Here is a 17,070-nt window from a genome sequence, read left to right as displayed (position 1 = left end):
CACCATTCTCTCAGGTCTCGGGACCCGGTCCGGAACTGGTTCGGAAGAGATGTGACACGGGTGGGAACCGATCCGGTTCGGGCGGTGTACCAAATGTGTGGAGACGCGGGAGGGGGGCCGCATCGTCGATGAGGCCGCGGTGATCGCACGCGTACGCGCCGGAGAGCCGGAGGCGTACGCGGAGCTGGTGCGGGCCCACACGGGCATCGCACTCAGAGCGGCCGCGGCACTCGGGGCGGGAGCGGACGCGGAGGACGTGGTGCAGCAGGCCTTCGTCAAGGCGTACTGCGCGCTGGGCAGGTTCCGGGACGGCGCGGCGTTCAAGCCGTGGCTGCTGTCGATCGTCGCCAATGAGACGAGGAACACAGTGCGTACGGCGGCGCGTCAGCGCACGCTCGCCGGCCGGGAGGCGGCGTTCGCGGAGGCCGAGCCGCTGATACCGGAATCGGCGGACCCGGCGGTCGCCACGCTGGAGACGGAGCGCCGCGCGGCCCTGCTCTCCGCCCTGGACCAGCTGAGCGAGGACCACCGCCTGGTCGTGACCTACCGCTATCTCCTGGAGATGGACGAACCGGAGACGGCCCAGGCCCTGGGCTGGCCACGCGGCACGGTGAAGTCCCGGCTGAACCGCGCGCTGAGGAAACTCGGTCGGTTGCTGCCGGATTTCCGGCCTCGGGAAGGGGGTGATGAGTGTGAGTGACGGACGGGAGTCCTACGACGGTGAGGGCGCCGGTGAAGGTGCCGGTGCGGGTGAGGAGGCCGGGCGTCGGCGGGTGGGCCGCGATGGCCACGCGGGTGCCTCTCGGTTGCCCGCGGAGCTGCGGGCGTTGGGGCGTTCGCTGGACGCGCGGGGTGGTGACGGGGGCGAGGCATCCGGCTCCGAGACGATGGTCGAGCGGGTGCTGGCGCAGATACTGGCCGAGCAGATCCCGGTCCCCGTCCAGGAGGCCGGGCCGACCGAGGTCCGGGAGCGGCTGCGTGCCGTCCGGCGCTGGATGCGGATGCGGCGCCGGGCGCTGGTGGCGGCCCTGTGCGGAGTGCTGACGGTGCTCGTGCTCACGCCTCCGGTGCGGGCGGCGGTCTTCGACTGGTTCGGCTTCGGCGGGGTCGAGGTGCGGTACGACCCGTCGGCGGTGCCCTCGGCCGGGGCCGAGGTGCCCGGGTGCGGGCGGTCGGTGACGCTCGCGCAGGCCGGTCGGCGGGCGGGGTTCGAGCCGGTGGTGCCGGACGCGTTGGGCGTGCCGGACGCGGTGACGGTGACCGGCGAGCCGCAGGGGCGTTTCCTGGTGAGCCTGTGCTGGCGGGAGGGCGGTCGCACGGTCCGGGTCGACGAGTATCCGGCGCGGCTGGACATCGGTTTCGCCAAGACGGTGCGCGAGCCGCCGGAGTGGCTGTCGCTGAGCGGGACCGTTCCGCCGGAGGGCATCCAGGACCCGGCGCTGTGGTTCGCGCGACCGCATCTGCTGAGCTTCTGGCTGGTGGACGCGGACGGGGACCGTTATACGCGGGAGGAGCGGACGGCGGGGCCGACGCTGCTGTGGACCCATGTGGCCGGTGGCGTACCGGGCGAGAATCTGACGTTCCGTCTGGAGGGGGTGGGGTCGAAGGGGCGGGCCCTGGAGATCGCGCGGTCGCTGGATCGGCGTGAGTGAGGCGAGTGGCGAAATCGGCTCGGGCAGGGTGGGAACCTCGGCGGGCCGAGCGGTGTACCAGAAGTGACAGGCGGCTCGCGGACGGGCCGTACGGGGAGCGGCGGGTTGGGGGTTCGGGTGTTCGGAGGCGGAAGTACGGGCGGGGCAGGCGGAGTTACGCACGGGAGTGCAGGCAGGGGCAGGAGGAGCGCGGGCGGAGTTCGTGAACTGACGGCTCTGAGCGGGGCGTTGGCGATGACGCTGGCCCTGATGGTGTGGGGCGCGTCGGACGCGGCGGCGGGCGGACCGACGAGCGTGCTCGTGACCTCGCCGGAGAGCGGGCAGGCCGAAGCGCTGTACTACTCGGACGAACAGTACGGAAAGCTGCAGCAGTTGCTCGGGCCGGAGGGCAAGGGCACCCGCGACAAGCCGCCCGAGGCCGATCTGGCCCACGCCCGGCAGATCAACGTCACCTGGCTGGCGCACGACATATCGCCCTGGCGGATCGACCGGGTCTTTCCGGTCGAGTCCCGGCCGCAGGCGGTCTGGATCCACACGGCGGCCGACCCGTCGGAGAACACGAACCTGAACGGCTATTGGCACCGGGCCGGGCAACCCGCCCAACTGCGCGCCCTCCTGAAGAAGTTGGGCGTGACGGGCAAGGGCACGGGTGACGGCTACTCCGGGATCTTCCCGGCGCCGTGGCAGTCGACCGAGTCCACCACCACCGCGCCTGACACCGGTACGGGGACCACCGCAGTGCGGGTCACGGCGCAGGAGAAGAGTCGCGGCACCGACTGGTGGTGGGCGATACCGGGTGCGGCTGCCGGAGCGGTACTGGCCCTGGTCCTGCGGCCGTTCGCCGCGCGGCTGCCGCTGGACCGGTGGCGGAAGGGGCGGGAGCCGGGGCCTCGGCAGGAGTTGCGGGACGTGTGACGGGTGGCAGGAGGCGGAGGGGGAGGAATGGAACGCGGGAGGGGACGGGCGGGATTGCGGGGCCTGTGTCTCGTGGCCGGGCCGGTGCTGATGACCCTGGTCGGGATGCACCAGGCCCAAGCGGCTCCGCGCCGGGATATCCCCGATCTGGCCATTGTCGTGGCCGGAGACACCGGCCGGACGGAGACCTGGCGCTCGGGGCAGTCGTCGTTCGCCCGTCTGTGGACGTTGCTGCAGCCGACGTACGCGGGGACGGAGCGGGTGTCGCAGGAGTGGGAGGCGGGCCGGTATCCGGCGGTGCGGATCACCGTGGTGTGGGGGCTGACCGGGGTCGGGGGCTGGCCCCGGACGAATCGGGCCCCGGGTGGTGATGTGGCGGTGGAGCGGGAGGACCAGTTGTTCGTGACCGCGGACGGCACACCGTGGGTGCGGACGGATCCGGCTCCGGAAGTGGCGGACGACGACATCCGCTGGCATCGGGCGCCGCGTGCGGTCTTCGCGCAGATGGAGCGGGCGGGGGTGCTCGGTGGAACGGGTGGCGCCGGCAAGGCAGTTGGGGGCGGACCTGGATCGGCCGGGCCGGCCGGACCCGTCTCGTGGGCGGCGGCGGGGGTGGCCGTCGGGGTCGGCGGCACGCTGCTGATACGCCGCGCGGCGGCCCGGCGTGAGGCCGGACCGCCGCGCGAGGAACCACGACAGGAACTCATCGATCTGTGAGAGTCGCCGATCTTTGACAACTCAAGAGAGAGCGTGGGGCAGCTGTCAGCCGAGGTCGATCTCCGGGTACAGCGGGAAGCCGGCGACGAGGTCGGTGGCGCGGTGGGAGATCTCGTCCGCGATCTTCGGGTCGAGGACGTGCTGGGCCTTGGACGGCGCGCCCTTGCTGGTGGTGCCGGGCTCCGTGGTGGTGAGGACGCGGTCGATGAGGCCGGCGACCTCGTCCATCTCGGCGGTGCCCAGGCCGCGGGTGGTCAGGGCGGGCGTGCCGATGCGGATGCCGGAGGTGTACCAGGCGCCGTTGGGGTCGGCGGGGATGGCGTTGCGGTTGGTGACGATGCCCGAGTCGAGCAGCGCGGCCTCGGCCTGGCGACCGGTGAGGCCGTAGGAGGAAGCGACATCGATCAGGTTGAGGTGGTTGTCGGTGCCGCCGGTGACGAGGGTGGCGCCCCGGCGCATCAGGCCGTCGGCCAGCGCGCGGGAGTTGTCGACGATGCGCTGGGCGTAGTCCTGGAAGGAGGGCTGCCTGGCCTCGGCGAGGGCGACGGCCTTGGCGGCCATGACGTGCGGGAGCGGGCCGCCGAGGACCATCGGGCAGCCGCGGTCGACCTGGTCCTTGAGGGAGTCGTCGCACAGGACCATGCCGCCGCGCGGGCCGCGCAGCGACTTGTGGGTGGTGGTGGTGACGATCTGGGCGTGCGGGACCGGGTCGAAGTCACCGGTCAGCACCTTGCCCGCGACCAGGCCGGCGAAGTGCGCCATGTCGACCATCAGGGTCGCCCCGACCTCGTCGGCGATCTCGCGCATGATGCGGAAGTTCACCAGGCGCGGGTAGGCGGAGTAGCCGCCGACGATGATCAGCGGCTTGAACTCACGGGCGGAGGCGCGCAGGGCCTCGTAGTCGATGAGGCCGGTGACGGGGTCGGTGCCGTAGGAGCGCTGGTCGAACATCTTGCCGGAGATGTTGGGGCGGAAGCCGTGGGTGAGGTGGCCGCCGGCGTCCAGGGACATGCCGAGCATGCGCTGGTTGCCGAAGGCCTGGCGGAGTTCGGCCCAGTCGGCGTCGGAGAGGTCGTTGACCTGGCGGACGCCCGCCTTCGCGAGGGCCGGGACCTCGACGCGGTCGGCGAGGATCGACCAGAAGGCGACGAGGTTGGCGTCGATGCCGGAGTGCGGCTGGACGTAGGCGTGGCGGGCGCCGAAGAGTTCGCGCGCGTGCTCGGCGGCGAGGGACTCGACGGTGTCGACGTTGCGGCAGCCGGCGTAGAAGCGGCGGCCGATGGTGCCCTCGGCGTACTTGTCGCTGAACCAGTTGCCCATGGCCAGGAGGGTGGCCGGGGAGGCGTAGTTCTCGGAGGCGATCAGCTTGAGCATCTCGCGCTGGTCGGCGACTTCCTGGCCGATGGCGTCGGCGACGCGCGGCTCGACGGCGCGGATCACGTCGAGGGCGGCGCGGAAGGCGGTGGACTCGTTGGAGAGGGCAGAGAGGGGCGCGGAATTGTCGGGCATGGGGACCTCCGGACGTGGCGTTCGGCGTTCTCGGTACGGCCCAGGCGCACGGCACACATTCCAGCTCGGGCCGCTCCCCGATGGTCGGTCCCATCCCAGCGCGCCAGTCACGGCCCGCCGGTCAGCCTACCGGGCGGGCCGGACGGTGCGGCTCCCGCGTCCACCATGCGGGCGAGGACAGGAAAGGGGCACCCTCACCCCCGGGAGACGCCGTGACCAGTACGGAAGCCAGTACGGAAGCCCTCATCGTCGACGAGATCCCGTCGGGGCTCGGGCGGACGGTACTGACGTTCGCGTGCGAGCACGAGGGGGTGGTGCCCGACATGTATGTGCTCGGGAAGGCGCTGGGCGGTGGGGTGGTGCCGGTGCCGGCGGTGGTGTCGAGTGCGGAGGTGCTGGGCGTGTTCCGGCCCGGGGAGCACGGGTCGACGTTCGGCGGGAATCCGCTGGCGTGTGCGGTGGCGCTGGAGGTGATCGCGATGCTGCGGTCGGGCGAGTACCAGGCGCGGGCCGCGGAGCTCGGGGAGCATCTGCACCGGGAATTGCGGGAGTTGACCGGTACGGGCCGGGTGACGGCGGTGCGCGGGCGGGGTCTGTGGGCGGGGGTCGACATCGCCCCGGCGGTCGGGACGGGCCGGCAGATCGCGGAGAGGCTGATGGACCGGGGCGTCCTGGTGAAGGGCACCCACGGGTCGACGATCCGGATCGCGCCGCCGCTGATGATCAGCCAGGAGGACCTGGACTGGGGGCTGGCCCAACTGCGGGCGGTGCTGGGGGTCTGGACACCACCCCGGTGAGTTCCTGGAGTTGAGTGAGAGAGCCCACGCGGGAGGCCGCGGCGATCTCCCCTCCCCTAGAGTCACTTTGTGCTCTTTGGAATGGTGTGCGCGCTCGGCGCGGCGGTCTGCTTCGGTACGGCGACGGTGTTGCAGGCGGTCGCCGCGCGGGCGGCCACGACCGGTGGGGGCGGGGACGCGGCGTTGTTGCTGCGGGCGCTGCGGCAGTGGCGGTATCTGGCGGGGCTGGGGCTGGACGGTCTGGGGTTCGTGTTCCAGATCGCGGCGCTGCGGTCGCTCCCCATCTACGCGGTCGGCGCGGCACTGGCGTCGAGCCTCGCGGTGACGGCGGTGGTGGCCGCGCGGCTGCTGAAGGTACGGCTCAGCGGCGTGGAGTGGGGAGCCGTCGGCGTGGTGTGCGCGGGCCTCGCGATGCTGGGGCTGGCGTCCGGGGCGGAGGGGCACCGGGACGGGTCCATGGCGTTGAAGTGGGCGATGCTCGGGACAGCGGTGGTGGTGCTGCTGCTCGGGCTGGTCGGTGGGCGACTGCCGGAGCGGGGGCGGGCGTTGACGCTCGGTCTCGGTGCCGGGTTCGGGTTCGGGGTGGTCGAGGTGGCGGTGCGGCTGATCGACTCGCTGAAGCCCTCGACGCTGGTCGGCAATCCGGCGACGTACGCGCTGCTCGTCGGTGGGGGCGCCGCGTTTCTGCTGCTGACGACGGCTCTGCAGCGGGGCTCGGTGACGACGGCCACCGCCGGGCTGGTGATCGGGGAGACGATCGGGCCGGCGGCGGTGGGGGTGGTGTGGCTCGGGGACCGTACGCGGGACGGGCTGGAGTGGCTCGCGGTGCTGGGGTTCGCGGTGGCGGTGGTGGGAGCGCTGGCCTTGGCGCGGTTCGGTGAGGCGCCTGCCTCCGGCGGCGGAGCGGTGGAGGGTGCGGGTGAGTTGGGGTGACCGTCCCCGGGGGCTGCGCCCCCAGACCCCTGCTTCGGCCCTGAAGGGGCCTCGTCCTCAAACGCCGGACGGGCTGGATATACGGGCCCGCGTTGAAGCCTGCCCCCCTCACGGCAACACCCGGCACAACGCCTCCACCGCCCCAGCCCACGCATGGTCCGGCGGTGTTCCGTAGCCCACCACCAGGGCGTCAAGGGGGTCGGCGAGGGCGTGTTCGTGGCGGTAGAAGGACAGGGCGTGGAGGGCGAGCCCCTGCCAGGCGGCGGCTTGGACCACGGACTGTTCGGTGCCGGGTGGGAGGCTGAGGACGGCGTGGAAGCCGGCCGCGATGCCGGTGACGTGGACGTCGGGGGCGTGCTGGGCGAGGGCCTCGACCAGGGTGTCGCGGCGGCGGCGGTAGCGCAGGCGGGCGGCGCGGACGTGGCGGTCGTAGGCGCCGGAGGTGATGAACTCGGCGAGGGTCAGCTGGTCCAGGACGCCGCAGGTGTCGATGCCGCCCTTCGCCTGCGCGACCTCCTCCATCAGCGACGGGGGCAGGACCATCCAGGCCAGGCGGAGGCCGGGGGCGAGGGACTTGCTGGCGGTGCCGAGGTAGACGACGTGGTTCGGGTCGAGGCCCTGGAGGGCGCCGATGGGCTGGCGGTCGTAGCGGAACTCGCCGTCGTAGTCGTCCTCCAGGACCAGGCCACCGGTGCGTCGGGCCCAGTCGACGACGGCGGAGCGGCGGTCGTGGCGGAGGGGGACGCCCATGGGGAACTGGTGGGCGGGGGTGAGGAGGACCGCCGGTTCGTCCGTCAACTGCCCGGGGTTCGCGCCCAGTTCGTCGAAGGGGAGCGGGCGGGTGCGCAGGCCGGCCTCGTTCAGGATCTGCCAGTGGACGGCGAGGCCGTAGGACTCCACCGCGATGGTGTGGGCGCCGCGGGCCCGCAGGACGGCGCCGAGGAGGCGGAGACCGCTGGAGATGCCCGCGCTGATCAGGATGTGCTCGGGGTCGGCGCGTACGCCGCGGGCGCGGGAGAGGTAGGCGGCGAGGGCGGTACGGAGTTCGACGCGGCCGCGGGGGTCCCCGTAGCCGAGGGCCTGGTACGGGGCGTTGGTGAGGGCGCGGCGGGCGGCCTTGAGCCACTCGGTGCGGGGGAAAGCGGCGAGGTCGGGGGTGCCGGGGACGAGGTCATAGGTGGGGCGGGTGCGGAGGCGGCGGGGCGGGGTGGTGTCGGTGGGCGGGACGACGGCGCGTTCGGCGACGCGGGTGCCGGAGCCCTGGCGGGCGGTGAGCCAGCCCTCGGCGACGAGGTCGGCGTAGGCGTCGGCGACCGTGTTGCGGGCGATGCCCAGGTCTGCGGCGAGGGAGCGGGAGGAGGGCAGGCGGGTGCCGGGGGCGAGGCGGCCGGTGCGGACGGCGTCGCGCAGGGCGTCCGTGAGGCCGCGGCGGACGCCTGTGCCTGTGCCGGACTGCGTGCCGGTCGGTTCGAGATGCAGGTCGACGCCGAAAGTGGCCCAAGATTTCGCCATGGAAATGGACCATACTCCTGGGCTGCCTGACTTCTAGAGTCGAGACATGACCACAGCACAGGAAACTCCTTACGCCCACGAACACAGCCCCCGCCTGAACTGGGCCGAGCACGCGCCCGAGGTCTACAAGGCGATGGTCCGTCTCGACATCGCCGCCCGGCGGGGTCTCGACCCGAAGCTGCTGGAACTGGTGAAGATCCGCACCTCGCAGCTCAACCACTGCGCGTACTGCCTCGACATGCACACCAAGGACGCGCTCGCGGCGGGCGAGAGCGTGGAGCGGATCATCCAGCTCGGCGCGTGGGAGGAGTCGCGGCACTTCTACACCGAGAAGGAGCTGGCGGCGATCGAGTTGACCGAGGCGGTCACCGTCATCACGGACGGCTTCGTGCCGGACGAGGTGTACGCGCGGGCGGCCGAGCAGTTCGAGGAGGCCGAGCTGGCGCAGCTGATCGCCGCGATCACGGTGATCAACGCGTGGAACCGGTTCGGGGTGAGTACGCGGATGGTGCCGGGGCACTACAAGGCGGGGCAGTTCAAGTGAGGTCTCAAGTGACGTCGCCCGCACGGGGGTTGGACCGTGAGGTGCGGGGGCGTCGGCCGTGAGCAAGGTGGAGCTGTTCCGGAGTCTGCATCGGCGACGGCTGCCCGGTGATCCGCTGGTGCTGCCCGGGCCGTGGGACGCGGTGAGCGCGCGGGTGTTCGTGGAGGCCGGGTTCACGGCGCTCGCCACGCCCAGTGCCGGGGTCGCCGCCTCGCTCGGGTACGAGGACGGGGCCGTGCCGGCGGACGAGATGTTCGCGGCGGTCGCGCGGATCGTGCGGGCCGTGGACGTACCGGTGTCTGCCGATGTCGAGGGCGGGTACGGGCTCGCGCCGAAGGAGCTGGTGGAGCGGCTGCTGGAGGCGGGGGCGGTCGGGTGCAACCTGGAGGACTCCGAAAGCGGGGTGCTCAAGGACCCGCGGCAGCACGCCGATTGGCTGGCCGAGGTGCGGGCGGTGGCGGCGGAGCGGTTGTTCGTCAACGCGCGGGTCGACACCTTCCTGCACGGTGACGGGAACCCCGAACGGGCCATCGAGCGGGCCGCGTTGTACGTCGCGGCGGGTGCCGACTGCGTCTATCCGATCATGGCTCCGGCCGAGGTGCTGCCGTTGCTGCGGTCCGGTATCCAGGGGCCGGTCAACGTGCTCGCGCGGCTGGACGGCGAGGGCCCCTCGCCCACCGCACTGGGTGAACTCGGGGCCACGCGCGTCACGTTCGGGCCGGGGCTCCAGCGCTGGGCGGCCCTCGCGCTCAAGGAGAGGGCTGTTGAGCTGAAGCGGTGAGCGGGGTCAGGACAGCCAGGCTTTCCAGGTGGAGGGGTGGCTGTCCACCCACTTCTTCGCAGCGTCGGCCGGGGAGAGTTTCTGGTCGGCGATCATCAGGGAGACCTCGTTCTGGTCCTCGGTCGTCCACTTGAACTTCTTCAGGAAGGCCGCCGCCTTGCCACCGCGCTTCGCGAAGTCCGTGTTGAGGTACTTCTGCAGCGGGGTGTGGGGGTAGGCGCAGGCGACCTTGGCGGCGTCGGCGTCACAGCCCTCCTTGTAGGCGGGGAGTTCGACCTCCGTCATCGGGACCTTCTTGAACAGCCACTGGGGGGCGTACCAGTAGGTGAGGAAGGGCTTCTTCTCCTTGGCGAACTGCTTCATCTGGGTGATCTGCGCGGCCTCCGAACCGGCGAACACCACCTGGTAGTTGAGCTTCAGGTTCGTCACCAGGGCCTTGTCGTTGGTGACGTAGGAGGGCGAGCCGTCCATCAACTGGCCCTTGCTGCCGCTCTCGGCGGTGCGGAACAGCGAGGAGTACTTGTTGAGGTTCTTCCAGTCGGTGATGTCCGGGTGCTGCTTGACCAGGTAGGTCGGGACGTACCAGCCGATGTGCCCGGTCACCCCGAGGCCGCCCGCGCGCGTGATCGTCTTCTTGTCGTCGACGTAGCGCTTCTCCTGGTCGGGGTGGCCCCAGTCCTCCAGGATCGCGTCGACCCGGCCCTGGCTGAGCGCGTCCCACGCGGGGACCTCGTCGACCTGGACGGTGTCGACGCGGTAGCCGAGCTTGTGCTCCAACAGGTACTGCGCGACAGCCACGTTGGCCTGTGCGCCCACCCAGGACTGGACGGAGAGGGTCACGGTCTTGGCGCCCTGCGCGTTGGCGAAGGGCGAGGCCTGCTTGGTCATGTCGGCGGCGCCGCAGCCCGAGAGCAGGGCGAGGGATGTCACCGCGGCCACTGAGTAAGCCGTACGAACTCGCATGTCACGCTCCCTTCTTGGTGCGGCGTTCCGTCGGTTGGGTCACCCGGTCGAGCATCAGGCCGAGGCAGACGATCGCGGCGCCGGCGACGAGTCCGGTGGCCAGGTCGCCCTGGGCCAGGCCGAACACGGCGTCGTAGCCGAGGGCGCCACCGCCGACCAGGCCGCCGATGATGACGACGGCGAGGACGAGGACCACGCCCTGGTTGACGGCGAGGAGCAACGCCGGGCGGGCGAGCGGGAGTTGGATCTGCCGCAGCTGCTGGGTGCTGGTCGCGCCGAGCGAGCGGGCCGACTCCAGGGCGGCCGGGTCGACCTGGCGCAGGCCCTGGGTGGTGATGCGGACGACGGCGGGGAGGGCGTAGACGACCGCCGCCGCGACGGCGGGGGCACGGCCGACACCGAAGAGGGCGACGACCGGGATCAGGTACACGAACTGCGGCATCGTCTGGCAGACGTCGAGGACGGGGCGCAGGGCGCGTTCGAAGCGGTCGCTGCGGGCGGCGGCGATGCCGGTCGCGAAGCCGAGGACGAGGGTGACGGCCACGGCGGCCAGCACCTGCGACAACGTGTCCAGCGACGGCTTCCACACGCCGAGCACGCCGATCGCGGCCATGGCGAGGACGGCGGTGAGCGCGGTGCGCCAGGTGCCGATCACCCAGGCGAGGGCGGCGACGATCAGCAGCACCGACCACCAAGGCAGCCACTGCAGACCGTCGCGTACGGGGTCCAGGACCCAGGTGGTGAAGTGGCCGGCCCAGTCGGCGGTGCCGCCGAGGTAGGGGACGCCGGAGTAGAGGTGGGCGGTCATCCAGTCGACGACGCGGTTCACCGGTTCGGCGATGTTCAGGGTCCAGCCGGAGGGCCAGTCCAGGGCGCCGGCGAGACGGACGGCGACCGCCACGACCACGGTGGCGCCGAGCGCGTACAGCCACGGGCGGAGGCTCGACCCCGGCTCGCCCGCCGACGCGTCGGACTGTTCGCCCGCGGCCGCGGTGACGCGGTCCAGTACGACGGCCAGGAGCACGATCGGGATGCCGGCGGCCAGGGCGGCGCCCACGTCGACGGAGGCGAGGGCCTGGTAGACGCGGTCGCCGAGGCCTCCGGCGCCGATGACGGAGGCGATGACGGCCATGGAGAGGGCCATCATGATCGTCTGGTTGAGGCCGAGGAGGAGTTGCTTGCGGGCCAGCGGGAGCCGTGCGGTCAGCAGGCGTTGGCGTCCGGTGGCGCCCAGGGAGTCGACGGCTTCCAGGACCTCCGGGTCGGCGTCGCGCAGGCCGAGCGCGGTGAGGCGGGCCATGGGCGGGGCGGCGTAGACGACGGTGGCGAGGACGGCGGCGGGGACGCCGATGCCGAAGACGAGGACGACGGGGAGGAGGTAGGCGAAGGCCGGGAGCACCTGCATGGTGTCCAGGACCGGGCGCAGCGCGCGGTCCGTGCGTTCGGAGAGGCCGCCGGCCAGGCCGAGGAGCGCGCCCACGACGACCGAGGTGAGGACCGCGACCACCATCAGGGCGAGGGTCTGCATGGTCGGCACCCACATGCCGAGCAGCCCGCAGGCGAGGAAGGCGACGCCGGTCCCGATCGCGAGCCGTACGCCCGCGACCCGCCAGGCGACGAGGGCGCCGAACGCGGTGACGCCCGCCCAGCCCGCGGCGAGCAGCACCAGGTAGACGGCTCGTACGGAGAGGACGACGGCGTTGCTGATGTAGCCGAAGAAGTAGAGGAACAGCGGGGAGCTGTCGCGGTTGTCGATGATCCAGTCGTTGGCCCGGCCCAGCGGACCGGACAGGTCGACGGTGAGCGCGTGCGGCCAACTGCCGCTCGCCCAGTGCGCGTTGGCGAGCGGTACGAGGATCGCGGCGGCGAGCGCGAGCAGGAGGAGTTTGTGCGCGGCCCGGTGCCGGAGGATTCCGGGGAGGGCGAGGCGCGGGGCGGGTGCGGTGACCGTTGCCATCAGACCGCCTCCTTGCCGGTGTCGGCGGGCTCCTTGCGGACGCCGGGGCCGGGGCCGTCGCCGGTACCGACACCACCGCCAGTGCCGGTGCCGGTGACAACGCCGGTGCCGGTGCCATCGCCAGTAACCGCGCCACCGCCGGCACTGCCGGCTCCGGTGCCGGTGCCGGAACCTGCGCCGCCACCGCCCCTTGCGCCACCGCTGTCCCCCGTGCCCGCGACCACGCCGAGCAGCGCGTCCGAGTCCACCATCCCGACGCAGCGGCCCTGGTCGACGACCCTCGCCGGGACCCCGGCGCGCGCCACCGCCTCGATGGCCTCGGAGACGGTGGCGTCGGGCGCGACGGCGGGACCGCTGCCCGCGCCGCCGACCCCGCCGGCCTCCTCCGCGGACGCGGCCCGCATCGCCGTACGGACCGTCATGACGTCCGCGCGCGGAACGTCGCGTACGAACTCGCGGACGTAGTCGTCGGCGGGTGAGCCGACGATCTCCTCGGGGGTGCCGAGCTGGACGATGCGGCCGTCGCGCATCAGGGCGATGCGGTCGCCGAGCTTCAGGGCCTCATTCAGGTCGTGGGTGATGAAGACCATCGTGCGGCCCTCTTCCTGGTGCAGCCGGACGACCTCCTCCTGCATGTCGCGCCGGATCAGCGGGTCGAGCGCGCTGAACGGCTCGTCGAAGAGGAGGACTTGGGGGTCCACCGCCAACGCCCTTGCCAGGCCCACGCGTTGGCGCTGGCCGCCGGAGAGCTGGCCGGGGCGGCGCTGCTCCATGCCCTCCAGGCCGACCTTGGTGACGACCTCGGCGGCACGGCGGCGGCGCTCGGCCTTGCCGACGCCCTGGATCTCCAGGCCGTAGGCGACGTTGTCGAGGACCGTGCGGTGCGGGAGGAGGCCGAAGTGCTGGAAGACCATCGCGGCGCGGTGGCGGCGGAGTTCGCGCAGCCGGGACTTGTCCATGGCGCGGACGTCCTCGCCGTCGATGGCGATGGTGCCCGCGGTGGGTTCGATGAGGCGGGTGAGGCAGCGGACCAGGGTGGACTTGCCGGAGCCGGAGAGGCCCATCACCACGAAGACCTCGCCCTTGCGGACGTCGAAGGAGACGTCGCGGACGGCGGCGGTACAGCCGGTGCGGGTGCGCAGGTCGGCGGCGTCGAGGGCGGTGAGTTCGGGGTCGGCGGGGATCTCGTCGGCCTTCGGGCCGAAGACCTTCCAGAGGCCGTCCACCGAGAACACGGGGTCACCGGCCGTACCCGTACCCGTGCTAGTGGTCGCGGAACTGCCGGTCTCGTCAAGGCCGTTGGGTGTGCTGAGGGTACTCATCACGCACCACCTCCGATCAGGTCAACAGCCCTCTCGCCGACCATGAGCACCCCGATCATCGGGTTCACGGCGGGCATGGTCGGGAAGACGGAGGCGTCGGCGATGCGGATGCCGTCCAGGCCGCGGATGCGCAACTCGGGGTCGACCACGGCCAGTTCGTCGGTGTCGGCGCCCATGCGGCAGGTGCCGGCCGGGTGGTAGACGGTGTGGGCGACCTTGCGGGCGTACTCGCTGAGTTCGGCGTCGCCGAGGATCTCCGGGCCGGGGCACACCTCGCGCTTGAGCCAGCCGGCGAGGGGTTCGGTCTTCGCGATCTCGCGGGCGATGCGGATGCCGTCGACGAGGGTGCGGCCGTCGTAGTCGTCCTCGTCGGTGAAGTACCGGAAGTCCAGGGCGGGTTTGACCGCCGGGTCGGCGCTCTCCAGGTACAGGCGGCCGCGGCTCTTGGGCTTGGGGATGTTCGGGGTCATGGAGACGCCGAACTCGGGGCGTTCGTAGCCGAGGCGCTCGGGGTTGTCCGTGAAGGGGACCTGGTAGAAGTGGAACATCAGGTCGGGGCCGGGGTGTTGGGGGTCGCGCTGCACGAACAGGCCCGCGTCGGAGTCCATCGCGGAGTTCTCCGGGATCGGTCCGTCGGTCTCCCAGACGATGACCGACTCGGGGTGGTCGAGGAGGTTCTCGCCGACGCCCGGGAGGTCCACGGCCACGGGGATGCCCAGCGCTTCGAGGTCCTTGCGGGGGCCGATGCCCGAGTGCAGGAGCAGGCGCGGGGAGTCGACGGCGCCGGCACAGAGGACGAGCTCGCGGCGGGCGCGGACGAGGAGTTCCTCGCCGTCCTTGGTGCGGACGTGGACGCCCTCGGCGCGGGTGCCGTTCAGCTCCAGTCGGTATGCCCAAGTCTCAAGGTAGATACGGAGGTTGGGGCGCTCGTCCATCACCGGGTGGAGGTACGCGACGGACGCCGACGACCGCTTGTTGTTCTCCGGGTGGTACGCGAGGTCGAAGAAGCCGACGCCGTCCGTGAACGGGGCCTTGTTGAAGCCCTCCACGCGCGGGACGTCGAGTGCCTCCTGGGCCGCCTCGACGAAGTCGCGGGCGATGGCGTTCCGGTCCTTCTCGTCGACCGGGACGATGTTGTTGAGGAGGCGGGCGTAGTACGCCTCCATCGATATCGCGCCCCAGCCCTTCGCCCCGGCCGCCTCCCACTCGTCCCAGTCGGACGGCAGCGGCTTGAAGGCGATGAGGGTGTTGTGTGAGGAGCAGCCGCCGAGGACGCGGGCGCGGCTGTGCCGGATGTGGGAGTTGCCGCGCGGCTGTTCGGTGGTCGGGTAGTCGTAGTCCAGCTCGCCGCCGAGGAGGCCCATCCAGCGGCGCAGGGTCAGTACGTCCTCGCGGCCGACGTCGCTGGGGCCGCCTTCGATGACGGCGACCGTGACGTCGGGGTTCTCGGTGAGGCGGGAGGCGATGACGGATCCTGCGGTGCCGCCGCCGATGACGACGTAGTCGTATACGTGGGGGTTCTCAGGCATGGGGGTAACTCCAAATGAGGGCCTGGGGCTGTCTTTCGAGTGCGGGTGCGTTGTGGCTGGTCGCGCAGTTCCCCGCGCCCCTGAAGTTGGCTGTGGTGAGCGGGGTCGGTAAGTCGACGGGACGACGGGATCAGCCTGCGAACCAGCGGACCGGCCTGGGCGCCAGGTTCTGGTAGACGTGCTTGGCCTCGCGGTACTCGGCGAGTCCGGCGGGGCCGAGTTCCCGGCCCACACCGCTCTTGCCGAAGCCGCCCCACTCCGCCTGCGGGAGGTAGGGGTGGAAGTCGTTGATCCAGACGGTGCCGTGCCGCAGCCGTCCGGCGACGCGGCGCGCGCGGCCCGCGTCGGCGGTCCAGACGGCGCCCGCGAGGCCGTACTCGGTGTCGTTGGCGAGCGCGACCGCCTCGTCCTCGGTGCGGAAGGTCTCGACGGTGAGGACCGGTCCGAAGACCTCTTCGCGTACGACGGTCATCTCGCGGTGGCACTGGTCGAGGACGGTCGGCTCGTAGAAGTAGCCGGTGGCGGGCCGGGTCGCGGCCGGCTCGGGGCGCTTGCCGCCGGAGCGCAGCACCGCGCCCTCGGCGAGTGCGGCGGCGACGTACGACTCGGTCTTGGCTCGCTGCTGTTCGGAGACGAGCGGGCCGCACTCGACGCCGTCCTCGGTGCCGCGGCCGAGGCGGATCTTCTCGGCGCGGCGGGCGAGTTCGGCGACGAAGCGCTCGCGGACGGTTTCCTCGACGATGAGGCGGGCACCCGCGGAGCAGACCTGGCCGCTGTGGATGAAGGCCGCGTTGAGGGCCTGGTCGACGGCGGTGTCGAAGCCCTCCTCGGTGGCGCAGGCGTCGGCGAAGACGACGTTGGGGTTCTTGCCGCCGAGTTCGAGGGCGACCTTCTTGACGGTCACGGCGGCGGCCTGGGCCACCTTCGTGCCGCTGATGAGGCCGCCGGTGAAGGAGACGAGGTCGACGTCGGGGTGCTCGGCGAGCCGGGCGCCGACCGAGTGACCGGGCCCGGTGACGATGTTGGCGACACCGGCGGGCAGACCGGCCTCGACGAGCAGGTCGATGAGGGCGATCGTCGTCAGCGGGGTGATCTCGCTGGGCTTGACGACGAAGGTGTTGCCGGCCGCGAGGGCGGGCGCGATCTTCCAACTCGCCTGGAGCAGCGGGTAGTTCCAGGGGGTGATCAGCGCGCAGACGCCGACGGGCTCGTGCACGACGACGCTGTGCACCTCGGGCGTGCCCGCGTCGACGACCCGGCCGGGGGCCTCGCCTGCGACGAGGTCGGCGAAGTAGCGGAAGGCGTCGGCGACACAGTCGATGTCGACCCGGCCCTCTTCCACGGTCTTGCCCGCGTCCCGGCTCTCCAGCAGGCCGAGCTCCTCGCGGTCGCGCACGAGGAGGTCGGCGACGCGGCGCAGCAGGGCGGCGCGCTCGGTGACGGGCGTGCGCGGCCAGGCCCCCTCACCGGCGCCCCCCTCGTCGCCGTCGAAGGCGGCACGGGCGGCGGCGACGGCTATGTCCGTGTCCTTCTCGTCGCCCTCCGCGACCACGGCGAACGGCAGCGCGTCCGCGGGGTCGATGATCTCCCGCGTGGCGCCGGAGACCGCTTCGAGCCAGTCCCCACCCGCGTGAATGGTCTTCCCCGCCTGCTGTTCCGTGTTGTCGGCCATGATCGGTATTGCCTTCCGTTCCTGTTCAGCGCCCCAGCGTCACCTAACTGTCACTCTCGGGGACTGCCAGCGCCTGCCCGGGACGTCCGTATGCATGCGCAATCCATGGCCGAAAGTGGGCCGAGTCACTGAACAGGGGGACAAAAGCCGCATCGCGACCGTGGACTCCCCCGATTCCTTTGACTAAAGTCAAAGAGCATGGAGCCAGTCACGGAATCGACACCCGCTTCGGCACCCACACCCGCATCGGCACAGGCACCGGCAGAG

At 71.9% G+C, this 17,070-nt stretch carries 14 protein-coding genes, 1 pseudogene and 1 riboswitch; of the genes and pseudogenes, 8 read left to right on the top strand and 7 right to left on the bottom strand.

The genetic code is table 11. From position 1 onward, the window contains the following. Positions 1–97 precede the first annotated feature (97 nt). The 4 genes from R2B38_RS25675 (at position 98) to R2B38_RS25660 (ending at position 3,284) form a co-directional block, all read left to right on the top strand. Positions 98–700, top strand: coding sequence for an RNA polymerase sigma factor (locus R2B38_RS25675; RefSeq protein WP_411978494.1), 603 nt, complete (start codon positions 98–100; stop codon positions 698–700). Continuing rightward, on the top strand, positions 687–1,652 hold the full coding sequence (locus tag R2B38_RS25670; RefSeq protein ID WP_318018341.1) for a hypothetical protein: 966 nt from the start codon (positions 687–689) through the stop codon (positions 1,650–1,652). The genes R2B38_RS25675 and R2B38_RS25670 overlap by 14 nt, the downstream gene beginning before the upstream one ends. A gap of 234 nt (positions 1,653–1,886) precedes the next feature. Next, the gene (locus tag R2B38_RS25665) at positions 1,887–2,567 is read left to right on the top strand and encodes a hypothetical protein (protein ID WP_318018340.1); all 681 of its coding nucleotides are present in this window, start codon (positions 1,887–1,889) and stop codon (positions 2,565–2,567) included. A 105-nt stretch (positions 2,568–2,672) separates the two neighbouring features. Next, positions 2,673–3,284 carry a hypothetical protein gene (locus tag R2B38_RS25660; protein WP_318018339.1) on the top strand — a complete coding sequence of 204 codons (612 nt, stop codon included), beginning with the start codon at positions 2,673–2,675 and terminating at the stop codon, positions 3,282–3,284. Between the two features lie 45 nt (positions 3,285–3,329). Here the strand turns inward: R2B38_RS25660 and R2B38_RS25655 are convergent, their stop codons facing one another. Next, complete coding sequence (locus tag R2B38_RS25655) at positions 3,330–4,793, bottom strand: glycine hydroxymethyltransferase (RefSeq protein ID WP_318018338.1); 1,464 nt, start codon at positions 4,791–4,793, stop codon at positions 3,330–3,332. A gap of 31 nt (positions 4,794–4,824) precedes the next feature. Next, positions 4,825–4,914, bottom strand: a riboswitch (ZMP/ZTP riboswitch). Between the two features lie 124 nt (positions 4,915–5,038). On the opposite strand from R2B38_RS25655, the pseudogene R2B38_RS25650 reads away from it, so the two are divergent. Continuing rightward, positions 5,039–5,590 (top strand): annotated as a pseudogene (locus R2B38_RS25650) (aminotransferase class III-fold pyridoxal phosphate-dependent enzyme); the annotation flags it as partial. Positions 5,591–5,671: 81 nt separating this feature from the next. Continuing rightward, entirely contained in the window at positions 5,672–6,523 is an 852-nt protein-coding gene (locus tag R2B38_RS25645; RefSeq protein WP_318021784.1) for a hypothetical protein, read from the top strand. Positions 6,524–6,631: 108 nt separating this feature from the next. On the opposite strand, the gene R2B38_RS25640 is transcribed toward R2B38_RS25645, so the two are convergent. Next, positions 6,632–8,035, bottom strand: coding sequence for a PLP-dependent aminotransferase family protein (locus R2B38_RS25640; protein WP_318018337.1), 1,404 nt, complete (start codon positions 8,033–8,035; stop codon positions 6,632–6,634). Between the two features lie 46 nt (positions 8,036–8,081). Between R2B38_RS25640 and R2B38_RS25635 the strand changes: the two genes are divergently transcribed. Together R2B38_RS25635 and R2B38_RS25630 are read left to right on the top strand one after the other, a co-directional pair. Then, complete coding sequence (locus tag R2B38_RS25635) at positions 8,082–8,579, top strand: carboxymuconolactone decarboxylase family protein (protein ID WP_318018336.1); 498 nt, start codon at positions 8,082–8,084, stop codon at positions 8,577–8,579. Between the two features lie 58 nt (positions 8,580–8,637). Continuing rightward, on the top strand, positions 8,638–9,360 hold the full coding sequence (locus tag R2B38_RS25630) for an isocitrate lyase/phosphoenolpyruvate mutase family protein (RefSeq protein WP_318018335.1): 723 nt from the start codon (positions 8,638–8,640) through the stop codon (positions 9,358–9,360). Between the two features lie 6 nt (positions 9,361–9,366). Here the strand turns inward: R2B38_RS25630 and R2B38_RS25625 are convergent, their stop codons facing one another. The 5 genes from R2B38_RS25625 to R2B38_RS25605 form a co-directional block, all read right to left on the bottom strand. Further along, a complete protein-coding gene (locus tag R2B38_RS25625) occupies positions 9,367–10,323 on the bottom strand; it encodes an ABC transporter substrate-binding protein (protein WP_318018334.1) in 957 nt (318 codons plus the stop codon). 1 nt (position 10,324) lies between these two features. Continuing rightward, a complete protein-coding gene (locus R2B38_RS25620) occupies positions 10,325–12,280 on the bottom strand; it encodes an ABC transporter permease (RefSeq protein ID WP_318018333.1) in 1,956 nt (651 codons plus the stop codon). Further along, positions 12,280–13,602: a glycine betaine/L-proline ABC transporter ATP-binding protein gene (locus R2B38_RS25615; protein WP_318018332.1), complete on the bottom strand. Its 1,323-nt coding sequence runs from the start codon at positions 13,600–13,602 to the stop codon at positions 12,280–12,282. Before R2B38_RS25615 ends, R2B38_RS25620 begins: the two co-directional genes overlap by 1 nt. Then, entirely contained in the window at positions 13,602–15,131 is a 1,530-nt protein-coding gene (locus R2B38_RS25610; protein WP_318018331.1) for a GMC family oxidoreductase, read from the bottom strand. Before R2B38_RS25610 ends, R2B38_RS25615 begins: the two co-directional genes overlap by 1 nt. A 130-nt stretch (positions 15,132–15,261) precedes the next feature. Continuing rightward, positions 15,262–16,803 carry an aldehyde dehydrogenase family protein gene (locus R2B38_RS25605; RefSeq protein WP_318018330.1) on the bottom strand — a complete coding sequence of 514 codons (1,542 nt, stop codon included), beginning with the start codon at positions 16,801–16,803 and terminating at the stop codon, positions 15,262–15,264. Between the last annotated feature and the right edge of the window lie 267 nt (positions 16,804–17,070).

Origin of the sequence: Streptomyces sp. N50 (assembly GCF_033335955.1) — a bacterium.
Classification (GTDB): Bacteria; Actinomycetota; Actinomycetes; order Streptomycetales; family Streptomycetaceae; genus Streptomyces.
Note: the sequence above shows the minus strand (reverse complement) of the source record. Positions and strands in the feature narration are given on the sequence as shown.

Excerpts from the sequence above, each read along its gene's own strand:
- R2B38_RS25670 (WP_318018341.1), top strand. The coding sequence starts at position 687 with ATGAGTGTGAGTGACGGACGGGAGTCCTACGACGGTGAGGGCGCCGGT.
- R2B38_RS25665 (WP_318018340.1), top strand. The coding sequence starts at position 1,887 with ATGACGCTGGCCCTGATGGTGTGGGGCGCGTCGGACGCGGCGGCGGGC.
- R2B38_RS25660 (WP_318018339.1), top strand. The coding sequence starts at position 2,673 with ATGCACCAGGCCCAAGCGGCTCCGCGCCGGGATATCCCCGATCTGGCC.
- R2B38_RS25655 (WP_318018338.1), bottom strand. The coding sequence starts at position 4,793 with ATGCCCGACAATTCCGCGCCCCTCTCTGCCCTCTCCAACGAGTCCACC.
- R2B38_RS25645 (WP_318021784.1), top strand. The coding sequence starts at position 5,672 with ATGGTGTGCGCGCTCGGCGCGGCGGTCTGCTTCGGTACGGCGACGGTG.
- R2B38_RS25640 (WP_318018337.1), bottom strand. The coding sequence starts at position 8,035 with ATGGCGAAATCTTGGGCCACTTTCGGCGTCGACCTGCATCTCGAACCG.
- R2B38_RS25635 (WP_318018336.1), top strand. The coding sequence starts at position 8,082 with ATGACCACAGCACAGGAAACTCCTTACGCCCACGAACACAGCCCCCGC.
- R2B38_RS25625 (WP_318018334.1), bottom strand. The coding sequence starts at position 10,323 with ATGCGAGTTCGTACGGCTTACTCAGTGGCCGCGGTGACATCCCTCGCC.
- R2B38_RS25620 (WP_318018333.1), bottom strand. The coding sequence starts at position 12,280 with ATGGCAACGGTCACCGCACCCGCCCCGCGCCTCGCCCTCCCCGGAATC.
- R2B38_RS25615 (WP_318018332.1), bottom strand. The coding sequence starts at position 13,602 with ATGAGTACCCTCAGCACACCCAACGGCCTTGACGAGACCGGCAGTTCC.
- R2B38_RS25610 (WP_318018331.1), bottom strand. The coding sequence starts at position 15,131 with ATGCCTGAGAACCCCCACGTATACGACTACGTCGTCATCGGCGGCGGC.
- R2B38_RS25605 (WP_318018330.1), bottom strand. The coding sequence starts at position 16,803 with ATGGCCGACAACACGGAACAGCAGGCGGGGAAGACCATTCACGCGGGT.